The following is a 26,770-nucleotide window of genomic DNA, read 5'->3' as shown; positions in this document are numbered from 1 at the left end:
GCCGCAGGACAAGGACCTTCAGAGCAGACCGAGGCCGACGAGTTCGCGGCGCAGGGCCTCGGGCATCTCGGCGAGGTCCCCCGACTGCCCGGCCCCGAGATCGGCCGGCGCGTCGCGGGCCGTGAGGTAGCGCCAGCCCTGGAACGGGCGGCAGGGGCGGGGCGACACCGGAACGAGGCGCGGGTCGAAGACCAGCCGGCAGCGCGGGATGCCGTCCTCCCCGGTCAGCTTCTCGATCGCGGTGATCGCTTGCCGGCAGGACAGGGTCCCGCGGATCACCCAGTAGATCGAGCCCTTGCCGGTAATCTCGCGATGCCGCTTGGGCAGGGTGCGGGTGACGTGGAACGGGTCGGCCGGCCGGCCCTCGCGCAGCGCCTCGGTCCGGAACCGCTCCTGACGGGCTTCGAGGTCGGCGATGGAGTCGGGTCCGACGGAGAGCTTGATCAGGTTCAGGGCCACGGGGGTTTTCCTGCCTCACGACCCTCGGCGGGCGGGCGCCCCTGATAGCAGGGCCTCTCCGCGCCGTCAGGCGAACAGGGCGAGCCGCTGCTCCGGCGGCAGGGCGTCGATCGCCGCGAAGCTCAGGATCGGCGCGTCCGGTTCGGCGGCGGGTTCGGGGGCGGCGGCGTCATGGTCGGCCCAGTCCGCGTCGGGCCAGTCCGCGTCGGGCGCTGCATCGGCGACATCGGCCTGGTCGGCCGCGTCGTCGCCGAGCATGACCGGGGCGGGCGTTTCGGCCGCCTCGAACACCTCGGCTTCCGCCACGTATTCGGTCTCCTCCCCGCCCGAAACCGGCAGGAATACGATGTCCTCGTGGAGCGGTGGGCTGCCGGGGTGGGCGACGCGGGCCGCCGCCGTGACGGCCGGAACCTCGAGGGCGATGTAGCGGTCGATGTCGCTCTGGCAGAGGTCGAGCGGCGGGGCTTCCGGGCCGATCGCCGGATCGCGCGGCATCGGCGGGACCCGCTGGGGCTCGCCGCCCCAGATCGCGATCATCGAGGCGAGCCGGTCCTCGAGGTAGCGCAGGGTGTAGACGATCCGGGCGGTGCGCTGGGCGGTGAGATCCTGGAACGAGCAGGCGGTGTAGATCGCCGTCGCGTGCCGATCGAGGGCGTCACAGGTCGGCGCGTCGGAGCCGCGCTCGCGCAGGGTCCAGGCCGCCTCCTGGATCGCCTCGGCCGAGCCGAGGATGTCGGAGGTCGCCTGCTCGGTCTCCCGCACGATGGCGTCCAGCGCCAGGGAGGCCTGCGAGAGGCGGGTCGGCTCGTTGTCCCGCGTGCTGATCGCGGCGATCTCGGCCTTGGTCTGACTGATCGCCGCGGCCATCTCGATCAGGTTGCCGTGCAGCTGCCCGACGGTCTGGTGGTCCCGGTCGGTGGTCACCGCGCGTTCGAGCCGGCTCATCGCACCGAGCAGCATCTCGGTCTCGGCGGCGCGGTTGCGGCGGGCGTACTCGGCCAGGAACCAGCGCCCGCGCTCGGTGAGACCGATCGTCGCCTCGATCGCCTCGTATTCGGCCGGGGCACTCGCGGGGGCAGAACCGGACATGGGATCCCTCCGAACCCGAAAGGCCGGTGCGGCGACGGCCGGCACGCGGCACGACCCGGAGGCCCGCAAATTGACAGGGAGGGTTTAACGGGCGCTTACGGCGTCCGGGCTCCGAACCCGCCTCGTCCGAGAAACCCCCATCCGTGCTTCGTCCATCCGGCCCGGCGCGCCTGTCGCTGCTCTACGCCGTCGTCTTCACCGAGATCGGCATCGCAATGCCGTTCATGCCGCTCTGGCTCGACGGCCTCGGCCTCGATGCCCGGGTGATCGGCGTGCTCCTGGCCCTGCCGATCGCCACCCGGATCGTCGCGACGGCGCCGCTGATGAGCCTGCTCGACCGGGGCCTGGGCCCGCGCCGGCTGATCCTGCTCGGCAGCCTCGCCCTCAGCCTGACCTACGCGCTGATGCCCGGCGCCGCCGGGATCGGCTGGCCCGTGCTCGCGCTGCTGATCCTGCTCAACGCGGTGGCCGGCGCGCCGCTGGTCCCGTGCATCGACTACCTGACCCTGGCGGCCGTGCGCCGGGATGCCCGCTTGGTCTATGCCCGGATCCGGATGGCGGGCTCCATCGCGTTCCTGCTTGCCAACCTCGCGGGCGGCCTCTTGCTCTCGGCGCTGGGCGGCCAGCTCGCGGTGCCGCTGCTGCTCACCGGCCTCGCCCTGGCGGCGGGCTTCGTGGCCTGGCGCAGCCGCTCGGTCGTGGCCCTGCCGCAGGTCCCCGCCGGCACGGTCCGGCCACGCCTGCCGCTGACGCTGTGGCTGTGCATCGGCGCGGCGGCGGCGATCCACGCGAGCCACGGGGCGATCTACGGGTTCGGCAGCATCTACTGGACGAGCCAGGGCATTTCGCCGGTCTGGGTCGGCGCGCTCTGGGCGACCGGGGTGCTGGCCGAAATCGCGCTGTTTGCCGGCATCACCGCCCTGCCCCCGTCCTGGCGGAATCCGGTGCGGCTCCTGGCCCTCGGCGCCGGTGCCGCGATCCTGCGCGCCATCGGCATGTATCTCCTGGGCGATCACCTGGCCGCCCTGGTGCCGCTTCAATGTCTGCACGGCCTGACCTTCGGGGCGACGCAGCTCGGCGCGATGGCGGCGGTGTCGGCCTTCGCCCCCGAGGGCGCGCGCGGGCGGGCGCAGGGCACGCTGAGCGCGGTCAATGCCGGCATCTCCGTGGGGGCGACCCTGGTGAGCGGCCTCGCCTACCGGGCCGGCGGCCCCCTCGCCTTCCTGCTGATGGCGCCGCTCGCCGCCTGCGGCCTGGGCCTGGCGCTCGCCTCCGGCCGCGTGACGATGGAGACGGATCGTCAACCGTAATGTCGACATAACCCCACGGCAGGGTGGTGCCTCCAATCGAGGAGTGAGGGTCTTGCTGAGCGAGGGCATGGTTCCCGGCGCGTCGCTGCGGGACCGGCCGGCCGACGGCCGGTTGGCGCTCGACGGGCGCTGGACCGCCGATCAGGCGCCGACCGTCGAGGCGAATGCGGCGCGTCTCCTGGCCGTGGGCCGGGCCGGCGCCGTGGCGGTCGACCTGTCGGGGATCGAACGGCTGGATACGCTGGGCGCCTGGGTGCTCGAGCGGACTCGCGCCGAGATCGCGCAGGCGGGCGGCACGCTGACCTATGTCGGGGTACGGCCCGAGCACCGCACCCTTCTGGGCGAGGTGCGCCTGCCCGAATCCGAAAGCGCGCCCTCGGCCCGGCTCGGCCGCATCGTCGGCGTCCTCGATACGGTCGGCCGCGAGACGGTGCGCGGCGGCCACGCGTTCGTCACCGCCCTCGCCTTCCTGGGCGAGGTGATCGCTGCCTGCGGGCGCGTCGCCCTGCGGCCGGGCACGTTCCGGGGCACGGCCCTCGTCAACCAGATCCAGCAGGTGGCGTTCAACGGGACGCCGATCATCGTGCTGATCTCGTTCCTGGTCGGCGGCATCGTCGCCCAGCAGGGCATCTTCCAGCTCCAGCGCTTCGGCGCCCAGACCTTCGTGGTGAACCTGATCGGGCTGCTGATCCTGCGCGAGATGGGCGTGCTGCTCACCTCGATCATGGTCGCGGGCCGGTCCGGCTCGGCGATCACCGCCGAGATCGGCTCGATGCGGATGCGCGAGGAGGTCGACGCCCTGCGGGTCATGGGCCTCGATCCCGTCGAGATCCTGATCGTGCCGCGGGTGCTGGCCCTGATGGTCGGCCTGCCGATGCTGACGCTGATCGGCGACATCGCCGCGCTCACCGGCGGCGGCCTCACCGCCATGCTGTATGGCGGGCTGACGCTGGATCAGTTCCTGGTCCGGCTCCAGGCGGCCGTGGGCGTGCACCACGTCATGGTCGGCCTGATCAAGGCGCCGTTCATGGCGCTGATCATCGGGATCCTCGCCACGATCGAGGGCTTCGCCGTTGAGGGCTCGGCCGAGTCGCTCGGCCGCCACGTCACCGCCTCAGTCGTGAAGTCCATCTTCATGGTCATCGTCCTCGATGGATTGTTCGCGGTGTTCTTCGCCGCGATCGATTTCTGAGCCCGTCCAGATGATCGCCCCCGCCATGCCCGAGACCGAAGCCGGCCCCGCGCCCATCATCCGGGTGCGCGACCTCGTGGTCGGATTCCGTGACCGGAACATCCTGAAAGGTCTGAACCTCGATATCCGGGCGGGCGAGATCATGGGCTTCGTCGGGCCGTCGGGCCAGGGCAAGTCGGTACTGACCCGGACGATCCTGGGCCTCACGCCCAAGCGGGCGGGCACGATCGAGGTGTTCGGCCGCGACGTCGACGGCATGACCCATGCCGAGCGGCGGCGGATGGAGCAGCGCTGGGGTGTGCTGTTCCAGCAGGGCGCCCTGTTCTCGGCGCTCACGGTCAAGCAGAACATCCAGATGCCGATGCGCGAGCACCTGAACCTGTCCGAGCGCCTGCTCGACGAGTTCGCCCGGCTCAAGATCGAGATGGTCGGCCTCAAGCCGGACGCGGCCGACAAGCTGCCCTCGGAGCTGTCCGGCGGCATGATCAAGCGCGCGGCGCTCGCCCGCTCCCTGGCGCTCGATCCCGAGATCCTGTTCCTCGACGAGCCGACCTCGGGGCTCGACCCGATCGGCGCGGGCGAGTTCGACGACCTCGTCTCGACCCTGAAGGAGACGCTGGGCCTGACCGTGTTCATGGTCACCCACGACCTCGACAGCCTCTACACCGCCTGCGACCGGATCGCGGCGCTGGGCGACGGCCAGATCATCGCCGCCGGCACGATCGACGAGATGCTGGCGAGCGACCACCCCTGGTTGCGCTCGTACTTCCACGGCAAGCGGGCCCGCGCCATCACCTCCGGGGTGCCGGCGCATGCCTGACCGCCCCTTCCCCCTGATCCCGTCCCGGTTCCGCTCGGAATCGTGGACACGCAGCTCGGCCGGACCCTGGTCGCCGAGCGGAACCGCAGGCTGACCGCATGGAAACCCGCGCGAACTACGCCCTCATCGGGGCCTTCACCCTCGCCGTGATCCTGGCGGGCTTCGGCACCGTGCTGTGGCTCTCCGGCGGCTCGTCGCGGCAGGTCAGCCAGACCGTCCGCATCGTGTTCTCCGGCTCGGTCGGGGGGCTCTCCCGCGGGTCGAGCGTGAACTTCAACGGCATCAAGGTCGGCGAGGTCACCGATATCCGCCTCGCCCCGCAGGATCCGCGCCGGGTGCTCGCCCAGATCAAGGTCGATCCCTCGACGCCGCTCCGGGCCGATACCCGCGCCCGCCTCGATTCGGCGATGCTGACCGGCGTCTCGGTGATCTCCCTGTCGGGCGGCAACGCCGACGCGCCGGTGCTCACGCCGATGGCCAATGGCGAGCCGCCGACGATCTTCGCCGATTCCTCCGACATGCAGGACATGATGGCGCTCGCCCGCCAGGTGGCCCAGCGGGCGGACGACATGCTCGCCCGGCTCGACCGGATCGTGGCCGGCAATGAGGGCGCGATCAACCGCGCGCTCACCAACGTCGAGGCGTTCTCGAAGACGCTCGCCGATGCCGGCCCGAACATCGCGACCCTGGTCAAGGCGGTGGACGGGGTGAAGCTCGGCCACGTCATCGACAATGCCGACCGCTTCTCCGCCGCCCTGTCCAAGTCCAGCCCCGACATCGAGGGGGCGGTGCACGATGCCCGCTCGCTCGCGGCCAAGCTCAACGCCTCCGCCGACAAGATCGACGGGGTGCTCAACGGCGCCCAGAGCTTCCTCGGCTCCGCCGCGGGCCAGGAGGGCTCCAGCACGTTTACCGAGATCCGCGCGGCCGCGGTCTCGGTGCGCGACGCCGGCAAGGCCTTCCGGGTCATGTCGGAGAACCTCGACAAGCGCACGGCCAGCATCTCGACCAATTTCGGCCGCCTCAGCGGCACCGGCCGCCGCGAGGTGGAGGCCCTGTCGGGGGACGGACAGCGCACGCTGAACACCCTGAACCGCACCGTGCGCAGCCTGGAGCGCGATCCGAGCCAGGTGATTTTCGGCGGCAAGCCGTCGTTGCCCGAATACAACGGCGGCCGGTGAAAGTGCCGTGTGCCGGGTCGATGTGTCCCGGCGCACGGCACGGATACGGGCGAGGGATAGTTTCTGCGGCATAGCTTATACAGCTCGGCCGCTCGCCGGCGGGGTTCCTCAGGTTTGCGTATGGCCCGCTCGTCCCATCTCCTCGCCGCCGCCGCGCTGCTCGCCACCCTGCTGGGCGGCTGCGGCGGCGGCGCGGCACCGCTGACCTTCGATCTCGCGGCGCTCCCCCCGGCCGGGCGCCCGGTCGCGGCCGGCCGCTCGATCGCGGTCTCGGAGCCGGTGGGCATCCAGCCGTTCGAGGCCGACCGGATCATCGTGCGCGAAGCTGGCGGCGCCCTCGCCTTCCTGGGGGGCGGCCAATGGGCCGACCGGCTACCGCGCCTGATCCAGACCCGCCTCCTCCAGAGCCTGGAGAATTCCGGCCGGCTCCGCTCGGTCAGCCGGCCCGGCGACAAGGTCGTGGCCGATTACCAGCTGATCAGCGAGATCCGCGCCTTCGACATCCAGGCCACGACCGGGGAGGCGGTGGTCGACCTGTCGCTGAAGCTCGTGGCCGACGGCACCGGCAAGGTGACTGCCGCCCGGATCTTCACCGCCCGCGTGCCCGTGGCCAAGATCGATGCCGGCAACGGCGCCCAGGCCCTCGACCAGGCGCTGACCCTCGTGCTGACCGACGTGGTGCGGTGGGTGAATTCCGGGCGGTGATCGGACATCATGGCGGCCACACGCGGCCGTCCTTCAAGCGCCCGGCTGTATAATCAGTCGATTGGAGATGGCGCTTCGTCAGCCCGGAATACGCCCAGGACGATCATTTGCTCCGGTCGGTCTTGCGTGAGCGCCAAGACAGCTCTCATGTCGCCGGCACGCACGATGAAGGTTTCTTCGCCGTGTCGCATGCCTAGGCGGACGACATCCTCCGAATGTGTCAGGGTCTCGCGATCTTTCGAGACGTGCTCGACCTTTTCGAGAAGGCGGCTCACGTCGATGTCGTTGACGTCGCGCGCCTGCATGCGGTCGACGGCATGCTGGGTGAACACCGTGTTCATGGGTGACGATCCCCTGACTCGGATCCGAACATCCGCTTGACGTCGTCGAGCGTGCGCAGCTTCCCGTCCCGAATATCGCGTTTCGCCGCTCCGATCATCGGGCCGACCAGTTCCTGAAGCGCGATGCCCAGAACGTCGGCCTCACTCAATGCGCGGCGCATCCTGTTTTCGTAGCGGGCGCCCCCCCCAGCCGTACAAGCCCATGGCCGACAAGACGATCACGAGAAGCCAGAAGGAGCGGCTGTAGGGCGTGGCGCTCCGATCGAGGCGTTGTACTCCGTCGATCGTCTTCGTGATCTCGAAGATGTAGGCGCCGGCCAGGACGTTTCCAAGAAGACCAAGGAGGCCGAGGCCGACGGCTTTCACCAGGGGGGTGGTCGAAGAGCAACCGCGTGATGCGCTCCACGAATCCGCCCCTGATTCCCTTGAGCTCCGTTCAGCCTTGAGCTTGCTGCGACGCGACGATTCGCGCAAGAAGACAACACCGTCCGGTCACTCCATCACCGCGGCCTTCATGATCACCACCATGGTGGCCCGGGCCGGGCCTTCGGTGCAGCGCACGAGGTGCGGGCGGTCGCAGCGGTAGCGCAGGGTCTCGCCGGCCCGGGCCCGCTGCACGATCCCGCCGATCTCGACCTCGAACGCGCCCTCGGCGACCGAGAGCGATTCCACCGAGCCGCGCTGGTGCGGGTCCGAATCGAGCACGCCGCCGGGATCGGCCGTGACCTCGTACCATTGCAGCCACTCGATCGTCTTGATCCAGCCGATGATCGCCAGCCGCACCTTGCCGTCTTCCGAGACCAGGATCGGCGTGTCCGCCCGGGAGGTTTTTTCGATGAACGGCTCCTCGTCGCCGGCCGCCAGCACCCGGTCGATCGACACGTCGAGCGCCTGCGACAGCCGCCAGATCGTCGCGAGCGTCGGGTTGGTCTCGTTGCGCTCGATCTGGCTGATGATCGATTTCGCCACGCCCGATTGCTCGGCGAGCTCCGACAGCGAGAGGTTGTAGGCCTTACGCAGGCGCTGGATCGTCTTGCCGAGCTGACCGGAGAGCACCTGCGCCCCGGTCAGCAGGTCGCGTCCGCGCGCCCGGTCGGGCCGTTCCGCCTGGTCCTGCATCGTCACCGGTCCACCCAGGCCGTTCCGTTATCCGAACGATCGTGCGCTTCTTCAAACGCAATCGCCGCCCGGACGCAAGGCGGGCACCCCGCTTAAGTTAGGACCAGATCGCGTGAAAGTGGTGGACCGGGCCGTGACCGGAGCCGATCTCCAACCGGTCGGCCGCGCTGAGCGCCGCCGTGAGGTAGTCCTTGGCGGCAGCCACCGCCTCCGGCAGCGTCAGCCTCCGGGCGAGCCCGGCCGTGATCGCGGAGGAGAGGGTGCAGCCGGTCCCGTGGGTGTTGTGCGTGGCGATGCGCGGGGCCGCGAAGGTCTGCGCGTGGCCGTCGGCGGTCACGAGGTGATCGACGCTCAGGGCGCCAGTCCCGTGGCCGCCCTTGATCAGCACCGCGCGGGCGCCGAGCGCCACCAGCCGCCGGGCCTGGGCTGCCGCTCCGGCCTCGTCCTCGGCCACGGCCTCGCCGAGCAGCACCGCCGCCTCCGGCAGGTTGGGGGTGATCAGGTCGGCCCGCGTCAGCAACCGGTCCCGGAGCGCCGCCACGGCGTCCTCGGAGATCAGCCGGTCGCCGCTGGTGGCGACCATCACGGGATCGAGGACCACCGGGATCGTGGCGGCATGCCGCACCAGCCCGTCGGCCACCGCTTCGATCACCGCGATCTGCGACAGCATACCGATCTTCACGGCGTCGACCGCGAGGTCGGAGAAGACGCTGTCGATCTGCCGGGCCACGAAATCCGCCGGCACGTCGTGGATGCCCTGGACGCCTCGTGTGTTCTGCGCGGTCAGCGCCGTGATCACGCTGGCGCCGTAGACGCCGAGCGCCGAGAAGGTTTTCAGATCGGCCTGGATGCCGGCGCCGCCGCCGGAATCCGAGCCGGCGATCGTGACCGCGATCGGGCTAGCGCCGCTCATCGGGCGGCTCCCCGCGCCGCCAGGGCGGCGTCGATGGCCGCGCGCAGCTCCCGGGCGCGCTGCCGCACCGGCTCGGTGCCGAACAGGGCGGTGATCACCGCGACGCCGTCCGCCCCCGCGGCGATTACCGGGGCGGCGTTGTGCAGGCCGATCCCCGCGATGGCGCCGAGCGGCAGGCCCGCGCCCCGGGCGAGCCGGGCCCGGAAGGCGATACGCGAAAACCCGTCGAGGCCGACCGGCGGGTCGGGATTGTCCTTGCTGGTGGTGGCGAACACGCCGCCGATGCAGGCGTAGTCCACCGGGAGCCGGTACAGCTCGTCGGCCTGGGCGGCATTCTTCACGGTCAGCCCGATGATCGCCCCCTCCCCCAGGAGGCGGCGCGCCTCGGCCGAGTGGAGATCGCTCTGGCCGAGATGCACCCCGTCCGCCCCCGCCGCCAAAGCGAGGTCGACCCGGTCGTTGACCAGGACCGGCACCCGGCCCCCCACGGCCGCCTGGATCGCGCGGATCCGCGCGAGGGCGGCGCGGGCATCCGGGATGTCCTTCTCGCGGTATTGGAGCAGGGTGGCGCCCCCCATCACGGCGTCGGCGGCGAGCCGGGCCAGGTGGTCGCCGTCGGCGCCGCAGATTCCGACATCGAGGAGGCCGTAGAGCCGCAGGTCGACGGGCCGGCTCCCGGCCGTCGCGGAGGTCGCGCTCGCTGCCATCGTGGTCGCCTGCCCCTCGCCGGAATTGGCCCCGCGCCGGCACATCTCCGGCGGCCCTGTTTGGGCAGCGGTCGCCGGCTTGGCAACCCGTCCGGTCACACGGCCGCGTTGACGCGGGGCGATCCTGTCCCCCTATAGGGATGGATCCGGTCTGAAAGAATCCCGCGCCCGGCGGGAGAGGGTTTCGAGGGGCGATGACGGTCGGCGAGGCGCAGACGGGTGCGGGTGGGGTACAGGCCCTGCCGGAGCGCTCCTCCGTGGGCCTCGTCGCGGTGATCGTCGCGGCGACCAAGGGGGAGCCGCGCGCCCTGACCATCCGGGTCCCGGACCAAGCGCCGGGCCGCGGCGACGGCCTGCCGGCCGGGCCGCTCGTGCCCGAGCACGCCACCCTGGAGCGCGGCCTGCGCGCCTGGGTCGAGCGGCAGACCCACCAGCGCCTCGGCTATGTCGAGCAGCTCTACACCTTCGGCGACCGCGACCGCTCCGGCGGCGACGAGGCCCCGGAGGCGCACGCGCTCTCGGTGGCCTATCTGGCCCTGGTCCGCGAGGAGCGCCCGGCCGGCCTTGCTGAGGCGGCGTGGCAGAACTGGTACCGCTACCTCCCGTACGAGGATTTTAGGAAGGGCCGCCCGCCCCAGCTCGACGCGATCGAGACGCGGCTCGCGGCCTGGGCGGCCGAGCCCGAGGATTGCGCAATCCGGACCCGCCGCCTCGACCGGCTCGGCCTCACCTTCGGGATGAACGGCGGCACCTGGAACGAGGAGCGGGTGCTCGAGCGCTACGAGTTGCTGTTCGAGGCCGGCCTGATCCCGGAGGCGCGGGGCAATGCCGGCCCGGCGGTGCCGAACGACCCGGCCGGCGTGCCCATGGCCTTCGACCACCGCCGGGTTCTGGCGACCGCGATCGGCCGCTTACGCGGCAAGATCAAGTATCGCCCGGTGGTGTTCGAGCTGATGCCCCCGGCCTTCACCCTGCTCCAGCTCCAGCGCACCGTCGAGGCGCTCTCGGGCACGCAGCTGCACAAGCAGAACTTTCGCCGCCTCGTGGCCCAGCAGGGGCTGGTGGAGGAGACCGAGGCGATCACCCGCGGCACCGCCGGCCGGCCGGCCCGGCTGGTGCGCTTCCGGCGGGAGGTTCTTTTGGAAAGGCCGGCCCCGGGGCTGCGGCTGCCGTCGCGGCGGGTGGGGTAATTTACCGCGCTCGGCGCGTACGCACCGACGGTCGCGGAGGCGACATTGTCGACCCCACGCCACATCAGGCCGGCATCAAGCTCTCAGGCGATGGCCGCCCGGTGCGCCACAGCCAGACCGCCGTCAGCACCAGCAGCACGGTCGCGACGGCGCCGGTGCAGTCCAGCGCGTCCCAGCCGGCCCAGCGGCCGGGGCCGAGGAGGCGCACCAGAACCGGGCCGACGATCTGTCCGGCCGCGAAGGCGGCGGTCATGCGGGCGAGAAGCGGTGTCGGGTTGTCGGGCCGCGCCTCGCGGGCCAGTTGCAGGCCCGCCATGGTGGCGACCATGAACGTGCCGCCCACCAGGATCGCCGAGGCCGCGACTGCCCAGAGGGCGTGGGCGGCCAGGGGCAGGCCGGTGCCGAGCGCCATCACGCCCTGCGCCACCGCCCAGAGGCACTGGCGCGGCACGCGCGTCAGCCAGCGGGCCACGGCCGCGACCGACAGGGCGGCGGCCAGGCCGAACAGCGGCCAGGTCAGGCCGAACACCCTTGGGTCGGAGGCGAGCGCGCGCGCCATTGCGGGCAGGAACGTGGCCGGCACGATGTAGCCGAACCCGAAGATGCCGTAGCACAGGACCAGGGCCGCCTGCCCGCTCCGGGCGGGTCGGACCAAGGAAGCGGCTTCGCGCTCCTCGATCCGGGCCGGGGCCGTGCCCTGCCTCCGGGACAGGGACCAGACCAGCACCGTGCCGAGCCCCGCGACCAGTCCCAGTTCGAGCCACAGCCGGGCCGCCGGCTGGATTCCGCCGAGCCAGGCCAGCGTGCCGGCGAGCGCGATCCCTAAGCCGACGCCGGTGTAGATCCATGCGCCGAACTGCGCGACGCCGCGCCGGGCGAGCTCGGCCAGGCACCAGCCGCTGGCGCAGACCAGGGCCCAGGCGCTGAACAATCCAGCCAGGGCGCGCAATCCGATCCCGAGACCGGCCGGCCCGTCATGGTCGACCGCCGCCATCGCCACCGTGGTGAGCGCCACGCCGACGAGGCTGAGGAGAAGTCCCCGCCGCGGATCGCGCGCGAACCCCGACGCCGTCAGGGCGCCGACCAGATACCCGACATAGTTCGCCGCCGCCCATTCGGCGCCCGCGGCGGCGCTCAGGGTGCCGTCGCGCATCATCAGCGGCATCAGCGGCGTGAACGCGAACCGGCCGATTCCCATGGCGACCGCGAGGGCGACGAGGCCGCTGGCGACGATCGGCCAGGGCGCGCCCTTGGACGCGGTCGAGGTGTGATGGGGCGTGCTCATGGGCGTCTGGTCGGGCAAGGCCAGCGCGGCCTCGCCGTCCCGTATGGCGCTGTTGCCCGTCAGGGCCAAGGCCGGGCGGTCTGCGTGGATCGAGCCGCAGGCCCTATCCGTAGGTATGATCGTCGGCGGGGAACCGCCCGGCCCGGACCTCGTCGGCGTAGGCCTTCACGGCCTCCTCGATATGGCCCCGCAGCGACCCGAACTGGCGCACGAATTTCGGGGTCTTCTCGGAGAGGCCGAGCATGTCCTCCAGCACCAGGATCTGCCCGTCGCAGACCGCCGAGGCGCCGATGCCGATCGTGGCGGCGGTGACCTGGGACGACGTCGCGATGGCGCGCGCCACCGGCTCGACGATGCCCTCCAGCACGATCGCGAAGGCGCCGGCCTCGGAGATCGCGCGGGCATCTTCCAGCAGGCGGCGCTCGTCGTCCGGAGCCCGTCCCTGGACCTTGAACCCGCCCATCGTGTTCACCGCCTGCGGGGTGAGGCCGATATGGCCCATAACCGGCACGCCGCGCTGGACCAGGAACGCCACCGTCTCGGCGAAATGCGCCCCGCCCTCCAACTTGATCGCCCCCGCCCCGGTCTCCTTGAGCACCCGGGAGGCGTTGAGGAAGGCCTGCTCCCGGCTGGCCTCGTAGGAGCCGAACGGCATGTCGACCACCACCAGCGCCTTGGCGGTGCCGCGGATCACCGCCTGCGCCTGCAGGATCATCATCTCCAGGGTGACCGGGATGGTCGATTCCATCCCGTGCATCACCATGCCGAGCGAATCGCCCACCAGGATGAAGTCGCAATAGGGATCGACGATCCCGGCGGTGTGGGCATGGTAGGCGGTGAGCGCGATGATCTTGCGCCCCTCGGCCTTGCGCTTGCCGATGTCGACGGCTCGGAGCCGGCGGGACTGCACGACCTGCGACATGGTTCGGACCTTTTTTGGCTCATCGGGGTCGAGAGTGGGTGTGGTCCCTCGTTCGAGTCACCGAACCCATAGGTTGGCGCATGACACCAACCCTCTGAAGGGCAAACGCTTTCCCCTCCCCGCAAGGGTTACGGCCTACACGGTTTTGAGGCACCGGCGCTGCCGCAGGCCGCGACGCGCCCCCTCTCCCGTGCGGGAGAGGGTTGGGGTGAGGGACCAGGTCTTTCCGGAGAAGTGGCATCCCTCACCCTGTCCCTCTCCCGCACGGGAGAGGGGACCCGCGCCTCCTCCGCCAGCGGGATGACCAAGGCTCTGACTGAAACCTGTATAGCCCGTAGCCGCAAGGGGGAGGAGAGCGCGTGGCGTTTTTCGCCGGGCGGTATACACCGCCCGGCCCCGCCGGTCAGCGCCCCGCCTGCGGTTCGGCCCCCGCCTTCCAGGCCGGGTCCTCGCGCAGGGCCGTGGTCTCGTGCGTCTCCTGCCAGCCCTCGACGCCCTCGGGGAACCAGCGCACGCCGGTATAGCCCTTGCGGACCAGGCGCTTGGCCGCATTCCAGCTGCCCCAGCACTCGACGTGGCAGAAGACCACGACGGGCTTGGCCCGATCGCCGCCGGTCAGCTCGGCGACCCGGGTGTAGAACAGGGCCTCGCGCTCCGGCGCCAGGGGCTCGGCCCCGGCCTCCGGCAGCCAGACCGAACCGGGGATCGAGGGATGCACCGGCAGCCAGAGGCGGCCGGCGGGGAAGTTCGCCGGCTTGCGGTCGGGGGCGGCGACGTCGATCAGAACCGGCTTGTCCGGCCCCGCCATCAGCGCGGCGAGTTTCTCGGCGTCGATCACCGCGGCGCCGGCCAGCGTCTGCGGGGTGTAACCCTTGGGCGGGCCGGCATAGAGCCCCTCCGGCTCGGGCACGTTCACGGGCGAATCCGCCGGCGCGGCGGCGAGGCAGCCGACGGCGGCCAAAGCCGCCGCGAGCCGGCCGATCAGGGTCGCGCGCATGGTCAGTTCGTCGGGCTTGGCGGGGTGAAGCTGTGATGCCAGCTGCCCCCGGCATTGTCGCTCGCCGCGACCTGGAGCGGCTTGCCGTCCGGCTTGAACGCGAAGTTGATCACCGGGTTCGACGAGATCGAGATGTCCCCCGTCATGGTGAAGACCGTCTTGTCGCCGGCCGAGACGGTGAGCTTGTCGATGTAGCGGGCCGGCGTGTAGTCGCGGGAAACCTGGTTCATCTGCATGCCGGAAAAGTTCGGGTGGCGGATCATCAGCGTCGCCTCCACGGGCTTGCCGGCTCCCGCCTCGGCGAACTTCATGCGCATGTCGCCCATGCCCTTCATGGCCTCCTCGTCGCTCATGCCCATCGGGGCCGAGCAGCCGCCGGACGCCTTCACGAACTGCTTGGCCTCGTAGAGTTTGCCGTCCTGGGTCTCCACCACGGCGTGCATGTCGGTGTAGTTGTTGACCCGCACCCGCAGCTTCAGCTCCGCCGGGTCGGCGGCCGGCCCGAACTCGAACTTGGCCGCGTAGGGCGCCGGGTTGTCGTCGATCACCAGCGAGACCGCCTTGATCCGGGACGGCTCGGGCATGGTCAGGGTGATCGGCACCAGGGCGGCGTCGAGCGCCCGGGCGGGGGCGTCGATCTTCACCAGGCTGTCGGTGGTCTCAATGGCGCGGTCGCCGAAGATCGACTTGGCGATCTCCTGCCAGCGCGCGGTCCGCTCCTGCTCGGTGTCGGAGGCGCCGGCGGCCCAGGCGGGACCCGCCAGGGCGGTGGTGGCGAGGACGAGGGCGAGCGCTGCCGTGTGTGCGGTTCTGAGCGTCATGGCGTTTCTCCCGGTTGCTCTCAGTATGGCGTTTCTAAAAAACTATTCCCACTCGAGTTCCTGGTAGGCCACGGTGACGTTGCGGCCGTTATAGGTGTCGAACAGGGCCCACTTGTCCCGCTGGTCCTGTGCAACGCTGGCCACCGCCTTCCCGATCGGGACATCCTTGGCGATGGCCGCGCGGGTGCCGTCCCGGAGCGCCGTCAGGTAGCCGGAGAGGTCGGCGAGCGCCGGGGCGAGATCGACCGAGACCGGCCCGTGGCCCGGCACGGCGCGGGTCGCGCCCATGCCCTTCAGCCGGTCGATCTCCGTCAGCCAGCCCCTGAGGCTGCCGTCCAGCGACGGGATCCGGTTCACGAACAGCAGGTCGGCGGGAAACAGCAGGCCGCTGCCGGAATCGCGCATCGACAGGTCGCAACTGGTATGGGCCGGCCCGTGCGCCGTGAAGGTCAGGCGCCGGTCGCCGAGGTCGATCTCGGCCGTGTCGGCCACGCTCATCGTCGGGTAGACCACCGGCCCGGTGCGGTCCTCGCCGAGCATCTCGATCAGGCGCTGGCGATAGAACTCCCCCCGCGCGCCCAGCGCCTCGGCGAGCTTGGCATGGCCGATGAAGACCGGCTTGTCCTGCACGAAGGCCCCGGCCCCGAACACGTGGTCCGGGTGGACATGGGTCAGCACCACGTGGGTGATCGGCTTGGGCGTGCGCTTGACGATCTCGGCCCGCAGCCACTGGCCGTCCACGAGGCTGCCGCCGGTCTCGGTGACGAGCACGCCGTCCCGCCCGACGAGGAAGCCGATATTGGCGATGGCGTCGGCGTTGTCGGGTGTGGCGTCGGCGATCAGCCCCTTGCGCACGAAGATGCCGGGGCCGACCTCCTCCATCGTGAAGCTCTCGGCGGCGCGGCCAAGGGTTGGCAGGCAGCACAGGCAGAGGCCGGCGAACAGGGCGTGACGCCGCGACAGGGCGCCGCCCGCGACGGCGGATTCCCCTGGATGGACGGCGGATGCCGTCATGCCGGAACCTCCCTGTTTTGAGCCTCTCCCAAGACGCCCGATGGCCGGGCGTTTCCCGCCGAGCACGATGGCGCAGCGGGCGACTTGGGAGGAACTCTCATTGCCTACCATTAAGTAGGTAGATCTTTGGGCGGTCAAGTGGCAGATTGGGGGCCGGGCGCCGGGCGGTCACACGTTCGCGCGAGTCGAGAGAGACGATGTCCGAGCGATGCGAGACACCCGCGCCGAGCTGCTGAGTCAGGCCGAGACCCTGGTCCGGGGGCGCGGCTATGCCGGGTTCAGCTACGCCGACCTTGCCGAGGCGGTGGGCATCCGCAAGGCGAGCATCCACCACCATTTCCCGACCAAGGTCGATCTCGGGGCGGCGCTGGTGGCGGCCTATGCCGACCGCTACGATGCAGCCCTGGCGGCGATCCAGGCCGAGGTGCCGGACGGCCCGGGCCGGATCGCGGCCTACGGACAGCTCTATCTCGGAGGCGTCGAGCAGGGGCTCGGCTGCCTGTGCGCGGCGCTCGCCATCGAGGGCGAGGCGCTCCCCGAGCGCCTGCGCGGCGACATCGCGGCGTTCTTCAAGGGGCACCTCGCCTGGCTGGATGCGATCCTGCGCGCGGGGCAAGCGGACGGCAGCGTGCGGTCTGGCTCGGAGCCCGCGGTGCTCGCCCGCTACGTCATCGCCACCCTGGAGGGGGCTCTGCTGATGGAGCGGCTGTTCGCGAGCCCCACGGCCTTCGCGGGCACGCTGGCAGTGCTGGTCGACAGCCTCAGGGCGTGAGGCGGAGACGGTCCACGGCCAGTGGCCGATCCGCGCGCGCAGGGGCATCTTCTACGGTTGCGATCGGCTCGTGCGAGCCTGCGCGGAAAAGCTCTCCCAATCCGCCGTGTTCCGGCACGGTCTGAATGCAATCCGCTTGATTTTGGTGCTGTCCGAGAAGGGCGGTTTTGCGACGGTCTGCGTCCAGGCGATAACCAAAGGCATGAGGCATCGCCGTAGAGCACCCGCTCTCGACTCTTTGCGGCCCCGCAGACAGGCTCCGAACCCGTTCAAGAGACCGACAGCATGTCGGGCAAACCCTCAAGGTCGTTCAGCTCGGCGTGCGGCGGCCAGTCCGGGTTCAGCGGCTCGCCGATCCGGTCGATCCACACGGACCGGATGCCGAGTTCGTGGCAGACCTTGAGGTCGGTGAACTGCCCCATGCCGACGTGTACGGTCTCCTCCTTCGTCACGCCCAAGGTAGCGTAGGCGTGCAGGAAGAGCCGGTGGTCGGGCTTGTAGGCGCGGGCCTGCTCGGCGGTGATGACGAAGTCGATCGGCACCCCGATTGCCGCGATGGTGCCGGCGATCAGGTCGTCGTCGGTGTTGCTGATGATTGCGAGCCGGTAGCGTGCGCGCAAGCGACCGAGCGCGGTCGGAACGTCGGGGTGCGGGTCGATCCGGCCGAGGGTCGATAGCAGCATGTCCTCGTCCTTAGGCTTCGCTGTATGACCGGCCTCGGCGAGGGCTACGGCGAGGGCAGACCGCAGGACGGACTTATAATCGCAGTAGGGCGGGCGCTGCTGTCGCTCTACGGCGGCGCTGCGCAGGCGGTCAGCCAGAGCGACCGATTGGGCTTGCGCATCGGGCTCCGTGAGGCGTCCGGCCAGGATCGCGTGGGCCGCGGACCGGACAGCGTCGTGCCACCGGACTAGGGTGCCGTAGCAGTCGAAGGTGATGACCTTTGGCACAGGTTGCAGTCGCAGCATGATTGGTCCCACCGGGCGGTGCTACGCGAACGATCCCTGCCGACAACGTCCACTGTCTATACCTCAGGCGAAGTTGCGGGACGGCCGACGAATGGCCGCTTATGGGAAGCGTCCATGGAGACCCGAGCGGCCGGGTTGGGTCGGAAGCAGCCACCCCACCACTTGCCGATGGGCGTCAAGCCCTGATCCCACCACTCGCGGTGAACCGCGAAAACCCGTCCGCCCGCAGGCGGCAGGCGGGGCAGGTGCCGCAGCCGTAGCCCCAGGCGTGGCGCGCGCCGCGCTCGCCCAGATAGCAGGTGTGGCTGTCCTCGACGATCAGGTCGACCAGCGGGCGCCCGCCCAGCGCCTCGGCGAGGCTCCAGGTCTGCGCCTTGTCGAGCCACATCAGCGGCGTGTGCAGCACGAACCGGCGCTCCATGCCGAGATTCAGCGCGACCTGCAGCGCCTTGATCGTATCGTCCCGGCAATCGGGATAGCCGGAATAGTCGGTCTCGCACATGCCGCCGACCACGTGCCGGATGCCGCGCCGATAGGCGAGCGCCGCCGCGAAGGTCAGGAATACGAGGTTGCGCCCCGGCACGAAGGTGTTGGGCAGGCCTGACGCCTCGAACCCGATCTCCGCATCCCGGGTCAGCGCCGTCTCGGAGATTTTTCCCAAAGCGTCGAGGGCGACCGTGTGGTCCTCGCCGAGGCGCGCGGTCCAGGCCGGCTGGACGCGGCCCATGCCGGCGCGCAGGATCGCCCGGCGGTCGAGCTCGACCCGGTGCCGCTGGCCGTAATCGAACCCTAAGGTCTCGACATGGTCGAACCGGTCGAGCGCCCAGGCGAGGCAGGTGGCCGAATCCTGGCCGCCGGAGAACAGCACCAGCGCCGACCGGTCGCCGATGATCGCAGCGTCAGTCGCCATCGTACTCGGCCCAGGACATCGGCGTCTCCGCGACCCGCACCCGGGCAAGGCCCGGCAGGTCCGGCCGCAGGTGATGCCAGATCCAGGCCGCGATGTTCTCCGCGGTCGGGTTCTCCAGCCCCTCGATCTCGTTGAGGCAATGGTGATCGAGCCGCGCCAGAAGCGGACCGAAGATGGATTCGATGTCGTAGAAGTCGATCACCCAGCCGGTATGGGGATCCACGGGTCCGGCGACGGTCAGCTCGACCCGGTAGGAATGCCCGTGCATCCGGTGGCAGCGATGCGTGGCGGGCACGTTCGGCAGCCGGTGGGCCGCCTCGAAGGTGAAGGCTTGGGTGATGTTCATCGTTTTTTTCGTAGCAATCCCACCCGCGCCCTCATCCTGAGGTGACCGGCGATCGGAGATCGACGGGCCTCGAAGGAGCCCTCCAGGGACCGCCGCGAGTCTTGGAGCCCTCCTTCGAGGGCTCCGCTTCGCTGCGCCACCTCAGGATGAGGTGATCTGGTGGGGGACGCGGGATCGATGGATCCGTTATCGGGTCGACCCGATATAGCATCGAAACGTGGCTCGCGCGCCTACCCGCCGCTCTTGCCCGAAACCCCCGCCTGGGCGAAGGACGCCATGCCGGTGTGGCAGGCGAGCGCGCCCTTGAGCAGGCCGATCGCCATGGCGGCTCCCGATCCCTCGCCGAGCCGCATCCCCAGCGCCAGCAGCGGCACGAGGCCGAGCCGTTCCAGCACCTCCGCGTGGACGCCCTCGGCCGAGACGTGGCCGGCCAGGCAATGGTCGAGCGCGGTCGGGTCGGCGGCGTGGAGCAGGGCCGCCGCCGCGGTGGCGACGTAGCCGTCGATCACCACCGGGATGCGCTGCAGGCGCGCGGCCAGGATCGCCCCGGCCATGGCGGCGATCTCGCGGCCGCCGAGCCGGGCGAGCACCTGGAGCGGGTCCCCGAGATGGCCGGCATGGTGCGCGAGCGCCGCCTCCACGGCCGCGACCTTCCGGGCGAGGCCGTCCTGATCGATGCCGGTGCCGCGCCCGACCCAGTGGGCGGGCTCGCCGCCGAACAGGGCGGCATAGAGGGCGGCCGCCACGGTGGTGTTGCCGATGCCCATCTCGCCGATGCCGAGGCAATCGGTGCCGGCGGCCACTGCCTCCATGCCGAACGCCATGGTCGCCACGGTGGCGCGCTCGTCCAGCGCCGGGCCCTCGGTGATGTCGCCGGTCGGCATGTCGAGGGCGAGGTCGAACACCTTGAAGCCGAGCCCGTAGGCCGCGCAGATCTGGTTGATCGCCGCCCCGCCCGCCGCGAAGTTGTCGAGCATCTGGCGGTTGACCGCGTCCGGGAAGGCCGAGACGCCCTTGCGGGTCACCCCGTGGCTGCCGGCGAAGACGCAGACCAGCGGCCGGTCGAGGCTCGGCGGCGCCTTGCCCTGCCAGGCCGCCAGCCAGGACACGAGGTCTTCCAGCCGCCCGAGCGAACCCGCCGGCTTGGTCAGGGTCGCGTCCCGGGCGGCCACCGCCTCCTGCGCGTCCCGGTCGGGACCCGGCATCGCCTTGAGCAGGTTGCGGATGTCGTCGAACGGGGCCGGATCAGTCTTGGTGGCGTCGGTCATGACGGCGATGATTTCCTGTGGGCGCCCGCGAACGGCGAGACGACGGCGTATCGGGGCGACTATAGTGATCCTGCGCCGCCCGACCGCTCGCGATCGGCTCGCCCCGCCGGGGGGCGGCGGGGGAGAGACCGCGATGGACAGGCAGACCGGCGGGGAGGCCGACTGGCCCGGGCGCGGCGCCCTCTACGACCTCGCCGGGTGCCTGCGGTTCTACTCCCGCCTGCCCGTGCCGCAACTGCCCGGTGAGCCGGACCCGCACCGGGTCCCCGATTTCACCGCCCTGCCCCGGATGCTGCCGCTGGCCGGCGTGATCCTGGCCCTGCCCGCCGCCCTGGTGCTGGCGGGGGGCTGGTGGATCGGGCTCGGGCCGTTCCTGGCCGCGACCCTGGCGGTCGCCGTCATGGTCCTGGCCACGGGCGCGCTCCACGAGGATGGCCTGGCCGATGTCGCCGACGGCTTCGGTGGCGGGGCCACCCTCGAACGGCGCCTGGAGATCATGCGCGACAGCCGGATCGGCGCCTATGGCGGGGCGGCCTTGGTCCTGGCGCTGGCGCTCCGCATCGGCGCGCTGGCGACGCTCCTCGACCGTACCGGCTATGGGGCCGCGACCGCGCTGATCCTGGTTGCTGCCCTGTCGCGGTTCGCGGCGCTCGCCCCGATGGTGCTGCTGCCGCCGGCTCGGCCCGGAGGCCTCTCCGCCGCGGTCGGCCGCCCGGATCGCGCGAGCCTGTGGGTCGCCCTCGGCAGCTTTCTCGTGGTTGCGCTCGCCGGTGTGATCCTCGGCCTGCCGCTCCGCGGCGTCGCGCTGGCGATCCTGTGCGCCGGCCTGGCGGCCCTCGCGCTGACCCGCCTCGCCCGGCACAAGATCGGCGGGCAGACCGGCGACGTGGTCGGCGCCTGCCAGCAGCTGTCCGAGATCGCCGCGCTGCTCGCCCTGGTGGCGGCTCTGGCGGATTGAGGCCGGTCGGCGGTTCCGACATGATGGCTTCGGACAGGCGACCTGTCGCAAGCCGTGGAGCCATCGCCATGCCGGCCGATTCGCAGCGCGGACCGACCCTCGAGGAACTCATCACCTCGGATCCCGAAATTCTGGGCGGCCGACGCGTCTTCCGAGGCACCCGCGTGCCCGTCGGGGTGCTGTTCGAGAACCTGGCCGACGGCCTCTCGGTCGACGAGATCGTGGACGCCTATCAGACGCTGGATAAGGACGACGTGGTTCGGGTCCTCACGCTCATGTCCCGGTCTCTGGCGGGTTCGGAAGCGGCGTGAGGGTGGTTCTCGACGAGGGTTTGCCGAGGCAACCCGTGGACGCGCTGCGGGCCCATGGCGTGGATGCCGATCGCTTCAGGGCGGCCTGGCAGAGCATCAGCAACGGTGCCCTGATCCGGGCCGTGGAGGCCGCGGGCTATGCCGTCCTGGTGACGAACGACAAGAATATCGGAGACCAGCAGAGCCTCGCCGGACGTACGCTCACCGTCGTGGCCTTGCCCCTCAATCGCCGCTCAGCTGTGATGGCGCGGGTCGCGGACATCGCCGACACCATCCGCAGGACCGCACCGGGACAGCACGTCGCGATGACTCTCGATGGTCGGCGCTGCGTAAGGAGCCTCGTGGGCGGTCTTCTGGTCGAGGCGGAATGGCCAAGCGTGCCGCCATTCGCGCCATGAGGTCTTGATCAGGTCTTGATCGGGCCACGATCCCTCGGCCAAGGATCGGCGATGTCGCCCGCGCCCAAACCCTCGTCTCCCTGCACCAAGGTCTGCGTGCTCGACGCCGGCAGCGGGCTGTGCTGCGGCTGCGGGCGTACCCGCGACGAGATCGCCACCTGGGGCGGGATGCCGGAGGCCGAGCGCCGCGCCGTCATGGCCGGGCTCGGGGCCCGGATGCGCGCGGCCGGTTTGATGCCCCTCGAGCATCATCCCGAAAGGTGGTCGCCGGCTTTCGGGAACGGATGATGCGCCATCAAAGACCGGAATCATCGTCCCGGATCCAGGATCCGGAACGATGATTGAGCGGAGCCGCTGACGTCATGATCTATCTCGGGCTCGCCGCTATCGCACTGGTGACGGCCGTGCTGGTCTTCAGCGACGGCAGCGACAGTCTCGGCGGCGTGATCGAGCCCGACCACCTCGCCGCCCTGGCCTCGACCGGGGGCATCCTGGCCCTGGTGGTCGCCGGCTATTGGCGGCAGTTCACGGCCGCGCTCGGCCCGAACCTGCGCGCGCTCTTCGCCTGGGCGCTGATCGGGCTCGCCCTGGTCATCGGCTACGGCGAGCGCGACCGGATCCAGGGCGTCGGCGCCCGGGTGCTCGGCGATCTGCGGCCGGGCTCGGCCGTGTCGGGGGCCGGCGGCAGCGTGACGATCACCCGGCGGGCGGACGGCGATTTCCGGATCGACGCCGAGGTCAACGGCCGGGTGCAGCAATTCCTGTTCGATACCGGGGCGAGCAGCGTCGTGCTGACCGCCGAGAACGCAGCCGCCCTGGGCCTCTCCCCGGCGCCGGCCGACTTCACCGCCCGGGTGTCCACGGCCAACGGCCTCGCCTATGCGGCGCCGATCCAGCTGGATTCGCTGCGCATCGGCACGATCACCGAGCGCCGGGTGAACGCCATGGTGGCGCGGCCGGGATCGCTCGCCGGCAACCTGCTGGGCCAGACCTTCCTGACGCGCCTGTCCGCCTACGAGGTCCGGGGCGACCGGCTGATCCTGAGTCCGCCTTGAGGGCGATGGGGGCGTTCAGGCCGCCTGCGCCTCCGGCACCGCCCGCGAGACCGTCGCCACCGCGTCCCGCAGGGTCTGAAGGCCGGCATCGGGCCGCATCCCATGGGTCGAGAGGTGGCGCCGGAAGGCCCGCGCGCCGGGCCGACCGTTGAACAGCCCGAGCATGTGGCGGGTGATCGCGTGCAGGCGCTCGCCGCGCGCCAGGGCGGCGGCGACGTAAGGCTCGAACGCCTCGACGGCCGCGAAGGCGTCCGGCACCGGCGCCGGCACGCCGAACAGGTCCGGATCGACGCCGAGCAGCAGCGCCGGCTCGGTATAGGCGGCCCGCCCGACCATCACGCCGTCGACCTCGGTGAGGCGCGCCTGCACCGCGTCCAGGTCGCGCAGGCCGCCATTGACCGCGACCGGCAGGACGCCGAGCCGCCGCTTCAGCCGCGCGGCGCGGCCGTAATCGAGGGGCGGCACGTCGCGGTTCTCCTTGGGCGACAGGCCCTGGAGCCAGGCCTTGCGGGCATGGACGATCAGCCCGTCCACCCCCGCGGCCACGACCGCGTCGGCGAGCGCGTCGAGGGCCGCTTCCGGGTCTTGGTCGTCGACGCCGATCCGGCATTTGACCGTCACCGGCACGGAGACGGCGGCTTTCAGGGCGGCCACGCAATCGCCGACCAGGGCCGGCTCGCGCATCAGGCAGGCGCCGAAGCGGCCGTCCTGCACCCGGTCGGACGGGCAGCCGACATTGAGGTTGATCTCGGCATAGCCGAACTCCGTTGCGATCCGCGCGGCCTGCGCCAGCTCGCTCGGGTCGGACCCGCCGAGCTGCACCGCGACCGGATGCTCCATCTCCGAGAAGCCGAGCAGCCGCTCGCGCGGGCCGTGCAGCACCGCGCCGGTGGTGACCATCTCGGTGTAGAGCCGCGCCCGCGCCGACAGGGTGCGGTGGAAGGCCCGGCAATGCCGATCGGTCCAATCCATCATCGGAGCGACGGAGAACCGCCATCCCGGAAGTGCGCCGCAAGTCTCAGCCGCCGTCACGTGTGCCCAATCCGTGTTGCTCCGAGCGCCGCCCGCGTCGGGTCTCGTCCTGCGGGCCGGGCGGAGAGGCCGCTGATACCACGGCCCGGCGGCCCGCGAACAGCGCCACCCGCGGCCCTGTCGTTCATCGGTTGTGAGGCCACACGCGGCCGCCCCGGTCGCGATCAGACGCGATGCGCCCTTGAAAGCGGAACGAGCGCCGATCGCCGGCCCGGTTCCAAGTCTTCCGTTTTCGCTACGTGAGCGCGCCCGTCCGGCGCTTCCATCCGGTCGGCGGCGGAGTCGCCTCGTGGCATTGTGCCAAAGTTTCGAGCCATGCCGCCACGCTCACGGGAATGTCGGCCGTCCCGGCGGCCCAGCGCCTCACGAGGCGGTCATCGCAGTGGAGCGCATCGGCGAGGCCCCGTTGCGTCCAACGCAACAGGCTGACGCACGCGCGAAAGCGGTCGGGGGTCATGCCCCGAGAAATTTTTGGAAGGCAACCACGGCGGCAGCGGCACCGCCCGCAACCGCCGCTCCCGCGGTGAAAGGAGCGATCGATGCTTCGCGACTGAATTTCCGCGTTTCAGCTTGGTTGCGCTCGATCCGAGCGACCTGCTCTTGAAAATCGAGGTTCGGCGTCGCGTCGGTCATAGGGAGCTATCCTGGGGGCTGTCCCGCATTTCAGCCGGGGCCTGTCCCTCAGCCATGTCCGCGATATGCGGACTCATTCGAAGAAATCAAGATCCCGATCGGATCCACTTCCTCGGCTGCGGAGCTTGCACGATTCTGCGGCGCGTGAAGCATTCCGTCCCATCACTCGCAATGATGGCCTAGCCTGTCTCGTTTTGTTTTTATGCGCGGGCTGTAAGCTGCTACATTCTAGATGTATCTTGCCATAGGCATAGCTTAAGCTGTTGCTAGATGTAGGATATGCTTTCAGTCACACCGCTCCGTCATCGGAGCGACCGAAAACCGCCATCCCGGAACTGCGCCGCAAGTCTCAGCCCCCGTCACGTGCCAGATCCGTGTTGTCCTGCGGTCCGTCCGCGGCGGGTATGGTCCTGCGAGTCGAGAGAAGGGACCGCCGATACCACGGCAGCGCGGTCCTCGAACGGCGCCGCCCGCGTTCCTGTCGCCCACCTCTTTGGGGGCCGGTTGGTGCAGCGCCGGCCGGCTCGCAGCGCGGCGTTCAAGGCCCGGAAGAGGAATCCGGCTCGAATCCTCGAGATCTCAGTCTCGACACCCGAGAGTTGAGCGACTTTCGGGCGGCACATCCGTCGATGAGTGGACTGAAATTATTTGCCGAACTACTTGATAGTGGCGGATTGAATCTGTAAAGATCATGGCATGAAAGAGAAAAATATATCGAGTTCAGATTTCAGGAATCGATCAAAGGAATTTTATCGATGACAATCGGCAAAAAGATACTCCTTATTCTTGGTGGATTTTTGCTTGCATTTGTAGCGATCTTACTTGTCGAGTTCAGATCCGTTGAAGGTATCCTGATGGATGGACGGAAGGCCGTCATCCGCCATCAGGTCGAGTCGGCGCACAGCATCGTGGTGGCCCTGGCCAAGCAGGCCGAGGCCGGGACGATCACCCAGGACGAGGCGAAGCGACGGGCTGCCGATGCCCTGCGGTCGATCCGGTTCAATGGGAACGAGTATATCTTTGTCTACAATACCGAGCCGGGCCAATGGGGACGCGTTGTCGTTCACCCCGATCCGAAGATCGAGGGCACCAAGAGCCGCAGCGACGAAGAGATGAAGGCGACCTTCGTCGGGCAGATGGTCGAGCGTGGGCAAGCGGGAGGCGGCTTCACCGAGTATCGCTGGCCGCGGCCCGGTGAGGCCGAGCCCGCGCCCAAAGTCGCCTACTCGCTGGGCTTCGCGCCCTGGCAATGGTCCGTCAACGCGTCGCTCTACGTGGACGACATCTACGCGTTGAGCCGCCAGCGGCTGATCCAGACGTTGTTCTGGCTGATCCCGATCCTCAGCGGGATCGTGGTGGCTGGAATCCTGCTCGCCCGCAGCATCACCAAGCCGTTGAGCGCCTTCACGGCGGCCCTGCGCCGACTCGCGGCGGGCGAGCTCGCCATCGCGATCCCGGGGATCGGCCGGCGCGACGAGATCGGCCAGATGGCCGCCGCGGCCGGCGTGTTCCGGGACAGCATGATCCAGGCGCAGACCCTGTCCGCCGACCAGCTCGCCGAACAGGCGAAGCGCGAGGAGCGCGCCCGCTGGATCGAGGAGACGAGCCGCAGCTTCGACCAGAGCGCGAGCGACCTCCTGCAAAAAGTTGATACGGCAGCGGCCGGGATGCGGGAGGCCTGCCGGGCTATGTCGGAGACCGCATCCGCGACCGCCCGGCAGACCGGTTCGGCCGCGGATGCGGCGCAGCAGGCCTCGGCCAATGTCCAGACCGTGGCCGCCGCCACCGAGGAGCTATCGGCCTCGATCGCGGAGATCGGCGACCAGGTCTCCAAATCGGCTGAGATCGCGCTTCAAGCCGTCGGCGAGGCCGAGCGCACCGATCGGCAGATCCAGGGGCTGGCCTCCGTGGCCGAGCGGATCGGCGAGGTCGTGCGGATCATCTCGGTGATCGCCGAGCAGACCAATCTGCTGGCGCTCAACGCCACGATCGAGGCGGCCCGGGCCGGAGAGGCCGGCCGCGGCTTCGCGGTGGTCGCCGCCGAGGTCAAGGGT

Annotated in this window: 32 protein-coding genes; 13 read left to right on the top strand and 19 right to left on the bottom strand. The window is 70.4% G+C overall.

The genetic code is table 11. From position 1 onward, the window contains the following. Nucleotides 1-18: 18 nt before the first annotated feature. Nucleotides 19-459, bottom strand: a complete 441-nt coding sequence (locus tag MKL09_RS05640; protein WP_244018758.1) for a DUF1489 family protein — start codon at nt 457-459, stop codon at nt 19-21. A gap of 66 nt (nt 460-525) precedes the next feature. Further along, nucleotides 526-1,548, bottom strand: a complete 1,023-nt coding sequence (locus MKL09_RS05635; RefSeq protein WP_244018756.1) for a hypothetical protein — start codon at nt 1,546-1,548, stop codon at nt 526-528. Nucleotides 1,549-1,691: 143 nt separating this feature from the next. Here MKL09_RS05635 and MKL09_RS05630 point away from each other — a divergent pair, with 143 nt between their 5' ends. From MKL09_RS05630 to MKL09_RS05610, 5 genes are all read left to right on the top strand, one after another. Continuing rightward, the gene (locus MKL09_RS05630; RefSeq protein WP_244018754.1) at nt 1,692-2,858 is read left to right on the top strand and encodes an MFS transporter; all 1,167 of its coding nucleotides are present in this window, start codon (nt 1,692-1,694) and stop codon (nt 2,856-2,858) included. A 67-nt stretch (nt 2,859-2,925) separates the two neighbouring features. Continuing rightward, nucleotides 2,926-4,050, top strand: a complete 1,125-nt coding sequence (locus MKL09_RS05625) for an ABC transporter permease (protein ID WP_244018859.1) — start codon at nt 2,926-2,928, stop codon at nt 4,048-4,050. A 10-nt stretch (nt 4,051-4,060) separates the two neighbouring features. After that, nucleotides 4,061-4,870 carry an ABC transporter ATP-binding protein gene (locus MKL09_RS05620; RefSeq protein ID WP_244018753.1) on the top strand — a complete coding sequence of 270 codons (810 nt, stop codon included), beginning with the start codon at nt 4,061-4,063 and terminating at the stop codon, nt 4,868-4,870. A gap of 98 nt (nt 4,871-4,968) precedes the next feature. Further along, nucleotides 4,969-6,051 carry an MlaD family protein gene (locus MKL09_RS05615; RefSeq protein ID WP_244018751.1) on the top strand — a complete coding sequence of 361 codons (1,083 nt, stop codon included), beginning with the start codon at nt 4,969-4,971 and terminating at the stop codon, nt 6,049-6,051. 120 nt (nt 6,052-6,171) lie between these two features. Beyond that, nucleotides 6,172-6,756, top strand: a complete 585-nt coding sequence (locus MKL09_RS05610) for an ABC-type transport auxiliary lipoprotein family protein (RefSeq protein WP_244018749.1) — start codon at nt 6,172-6,174, stop codon at nt 6,754-6,756. 53 nt (nt 6,757-6,809) lie between these two features. Here MKL09_RS05610 and MKL09_RS05605 read toward each other — a convergent pair whose 3' ends face one another. The 6 genes from MKL09_RS05605 to thiE all read right to left on the bottom strand — a co-directional run bounded on the left by MKL09_RS05605 (nt 6,810) and on the right by thiE (nt 9,836). Then, on the bottom strand, nt 6,810-7,097 hold the full coding sequence (locus MKL09_RS05605) for a DUF4258 domain-containing protein (RefSeq protein WP_244018747.1): 288 nt from the start codon (nt 7,095-7,097) through the stop codon (nt 6,810-6,812). After that, nucleotides 7,094-7,258, bottom strand: a complete 165-nt coding sequence (locus MKL09_RS05600; protein WP_244018745.1) for a hypothetical protein — start codon at nt 7,256-7,258, stop codon at nt 7,094-7,096. Before MKL09_RS05600 ends, MKL09_RS05605 begins: the two co-directional genes overlap by 4 nt. Next, the gene (locus tag MKL09_RS05595; RefSeq protein WP_244018743.1) at nt 7,239-7,463 is read right to left on the bottom strand and encodes a hypothetical protein; all 225 of its coding nucleotides are present in this window, start codon (nt 7,461-7,463) and stop codon (nt 7,239-7,241) included. Before MKL09_RS05595 ends, MKL09_RS05600 begins: the two co-directional genes overlap by 20 nt. A gap of 126 nt (nt 7,464-7,589) precedes the next feature. Then, the gene (locus MKL09_RS05590; protein WP_244018741.1) at nt 7,590-8,216 is read right to left on the bottom strand and encodes a helix-turn-helix domain-containing protein; all 627 of its coding nucleotides are present in this window, start codon (nt 8,214-8,216) and stop codon (nt 7,590-7,592) included. A 97-nt stretch (nt 8,217-8,313) separates the two neighbouring features. Next, complete coding sequence (gene thiD, locus MKL09_RS05585; protein ID WP_244018739.1) at nt 8,314-9,129, bottom strand: bifunctional hydroxymethylpyrimidine kinase/phosphomethylpyrimidine kinase; 816 nt, start codon at nt 9,127-9,129, stop codon at nt 8,314-8,316. Next, entirely contained in the window at nt 9,126-9,836 is a 711-nt protein-coding gene (gene thiE / locus MKL09_RS05580) for a thiamine phosphate synthase (protein ID WP_244018738.1), read from the bottom strand. The genes thiD and thiE overlap by 4 nt, the downstream gene beginning before the upstream one ends. 194 nt (nt 9,837-10,030) lie before the next feature. Here thiE and MKL09_RS05575 point away from each other — a divergent pair, with 194 nt between their 5' ends. Further along, on the top strand, nt 10,031-11,026 hold the full coding sequence (locus MKL09_RS05575; protein ID WP_244018736.1) for an NUDIX hydrolase: 996 nt from the start codon (nt 10,031-10,033) through the stop codon (nt 11,024-11,026). Nucleotides 11,027-11,090: 64 nt separating this feature from the next. Here the strand turns inward: MKL09_RS05575 and MKL09_RS05570 are convergent, their stop codons facing one another. The 5 genes from MKL09_RS05570 to MKL09_RS05550 all read right to left on the bottom strand — a co-directional run bounded on the left by MKL09_RS05570 (nt 11,091) and on the right by MKL09_RS05550 (nt 16,065). After that, complete coding sequence (locus MKL09_RS05570) at nt 11,091-12,380, bottom strand: YbfB/YjiJ family MFS transporter (RefSeq protein ID WP_244018734.1); 1,290 nt, start codon at nt 12,378-12,380, stop codon at nt 11,091-11,093. A gap of 34 nt (nt 12,381-12,414) precedes the next feature. Continuing rightward, nucleotides 12,415-13,233 (bottom strand): 3-methyl-2-oxobutanoate hydroxymethyltransferase, encoded by an 819-nt coding sequence (gene panB, locus MKL09_RS05565; RefSeq protein ID WP_244018732.1) that lies wholly within the window; start codon nt 13,231-13,233, stop codon nt 12,415-12,417. A 403-nt stretch (nt 13,234-13,636) separates the two neighbouring features. After that, on the bottom strand, nt 13,637-14,230 hold the full coding sequence (locus MKL09_RS05560) for a rhodanese-like domain-containing protein (protein ID WP_244018730.1): 594 nt from the start codon (nt 14,228-14,230) through the stop codon (nt 13,637-13,639). A 2-nt stretch (nt 14,231-14,232) separates the two neighbouring features. Beyond that, nucleotides 14,233-15,051, bottom strand: coding sequence for a quinoprotein dehydrogenase-associated SoxYZ-like carrier (locus MKL09_RS05555; RefSeq protein WP_244018728.1), 819 nt, complete (start codon nt 15,049-15,051; stop codon nt 14,233-14,235). Nucleotides 15,052-15,093: 42 nt separating this feature from the next. Continuing rightward, nucleotides 15,094-16,065: a quinoprotein relay system zinc metallohydrolase 2 gene (locus MKL09_RS05550; RefSeq protein ID WP_244018727.1), complete on the bottom strand. Its 972-nt coding sequence runs from the start codon at nt 16,063-16,065 to the stop codon at nt 15,094-15,096. 208 nt (nt 16,066-16,273) lie between these two features. Here MKL09_RS05550 and MKL09_RS05545 point away from each other — a divergent pair, with 208 nt between their 5' ends. Then, nucleotides 16,274-16,837 carry a TetR/AcrR family transcriptional regulator gene (locus MKL09_RS05545; RefSeq protein WP_244018725.1) on the top strand — a complete coding sequence of 188 codons (564 nt, stop codon included), beginning with the start codon at nt 16,274-16,276 and terminating at the stop codon, nt 16,835-16,837. 269 nt (nt 16,838-17,106) lie between these two features. On the opposite strand, the gene MKL09_RS05540 is transcribed toward MKL09_RS05545, so the two are convergent. The 4 genes from MKL09_RS05540 to cobT form a co-directional block, all read right to left on the bottom strand. Then, nucleotides 17,107-17,805 (bottom strand): haloacid dehalogenase type II, encoded by a 699-nt coding sequence (locus MKL09_RS05540; protein WP_244018723.1) that lies wholly within the window; start codon nt 17,803-17,805, stop codon nt 17,107-17,109. Between the two features lie 175 nt (nt 17,806-17,980). Continuing rightward, a complete protein-coding gene (gene queC / locus MKL09_RS05535; RefSeq protein ID WP_244018720.1) occupies nt 17,981-18,715 on the bottom strand; it encodes a 7-cyano-7-deazaguanine synthase QueC in 735 nt (244 codons plus the stop codon). Beyond that, nucleotides 18,705-19,061: a 6-carboxytetrahydropterin synthase QueD gene (queD, locus tag MKL09_RS05530; protein ID WP_244018718.1), complete on the bottom strand. Its 357-nt coding sequence runs from the start codon at nt 19,059-19,061 to the stop codon at nt 18,705-18,707. The genes queC and queD overlap by 11 nt, the downstream gene beginning before the upstream one ends. A 230-nt stretch (nt 19,062-19,291) precedes the next feature. After that, the gene (gene cobT, locus MKL09_RS05525; RefSeq protein ID WP_244018716.1) at nt 19,292-20,329 is read right to left on the bottom strand and encodes a nicotinate-nucleotide--dimethylbenzimidazole phosphoribosyltransferase; all 1,038 of its coding nucleotides are present in this window, start codon (nt 20,327-20,329) and stop codon (nt 19,292-19,294) included. A 133-nt stretch (nt 20,330-20,462) separates the two neighbouring features. On the opposite strand from cobT, the gene cobS reads away from it, so the two are divergent. The 5 genes from cobS (at nt 20,463) to MKL09_RS05500 (ending at nt 23,051) form a co-directional block, all read left to right on the top strand. Beyond that, on the top strand, nt 20,463-21,287 hold the full coding sequence (cobS, locus tag MKL09_RS05520) for an adenosylcobinamide-GDP ribazoletransferase (RefSeq protein WP_244018714.1): 825 nt from the start codon (nt 20,463-20,465) through the stop codon (nt 21,285-21,287). Between the two features lie 68 nt (nt 21,288-21,355). Next, nucleotides 21,356-21,598 carry a DUF433 domain-containing protein gene (locus tag MKL09_RS05515; RefSeq protein WP_244018712.1) on the top strand — a complete coding sequence of 81 codons (243 nt, stop codon included), beginning with the start codon at nt 21,356-21,358 and terminating at the stop codon, nt 21,596-21,598. A 35-nt stretch (nt 21,599-21,633) separates the two neighbouring features. After that, nucleotides 21,634-21,996, top strand: coding sequence for a hypothetical protein (locus MKL09_RS05510; protein WP_244018710.1), 363 nt, complete (start codon nt 21,634-21,636; stop codon nt 21,994-21,996). 51 nt (nt 21,997-22,047) lie between these two features. After that, entirely contained in the window at nt 22,048-22,284 is a 237-nt protein-coding gene (locus MKL09_RS05505; RefSeq protein WP_244018708.1) for a DUF1289 domain-containing protein, read from the top strand. Nucleotides 22,285-22,358: 74 nt separating this feature from the next. Then, entirely contained in the window at nt 22,359-23,051 is a 693-nt protein-coding gene (locus MKL09_RS05500) for a TIGR02281 family clan AA aspartic protease (RefSeq protein ID WP_244018857.1), read from the top strand. 15 nt (nt 23,052-23,066) lie between these two features. On the opposite strand, the gene dusA is transcribed toward MKL09_RS05500, so the two are convergent. Both dusA and MKL09_RS05490 read right to left on the bottom strand, forming a co-directional pair. Beyond that, nucleotides 23,067-24,083, bottom strand: coding sequence for a tRNA dihydrouridine(20/20a) synthase DusA (gene dusA, locus MKL09_RS05495; RefSeq protein ID WP_313901170.1), 1,017 nt, complete (start codon nt 24,081-24,083; stop codon nt 23,067-23,069). Nucleotides 24,084-24,536: 453 nt separating this feature from the next. Continuing rightward, on the bottom strand, nt 24,537-24,716 hold the full coding sequence (locus MKL09_RS05490) for a hypothetical protein (RefSeq protein ID WP_244018704.1): 180 nt from the start codon (nt 24,714-24,716) through the stop codon (nt 24,537-24,539). A gap of 854 nt (nt 24,717-25,570) precedes the next feature. Between MKL09_RS05490 and MKL09_RS05485 the strand changes: the two genes are divergently transcribed. Further along, nucleotides 25,571-26,770: methyl-accepting chemotaxis protein (locus MKL09_RS05485; protein WP_244018702.1), on the top strand; the 1,200-nt coding region annotated here is incomplete at its 3' end.

It is taken from the genome of Methylobacterium sp. J-048, from assembly GCF_022829515.1.
Classification (GTDB): domain Bacteria; phylum Pseudomonadota; class Alphaproteobacteria; order Rhizobiales; family Beijerinckiaceae; genus Methylobacterium.
The sequence above is the reverse complement of the archived record's forward strand: the minus strand, read 5'-3'. Positions and strand labels throughout refer to the sequence as shown.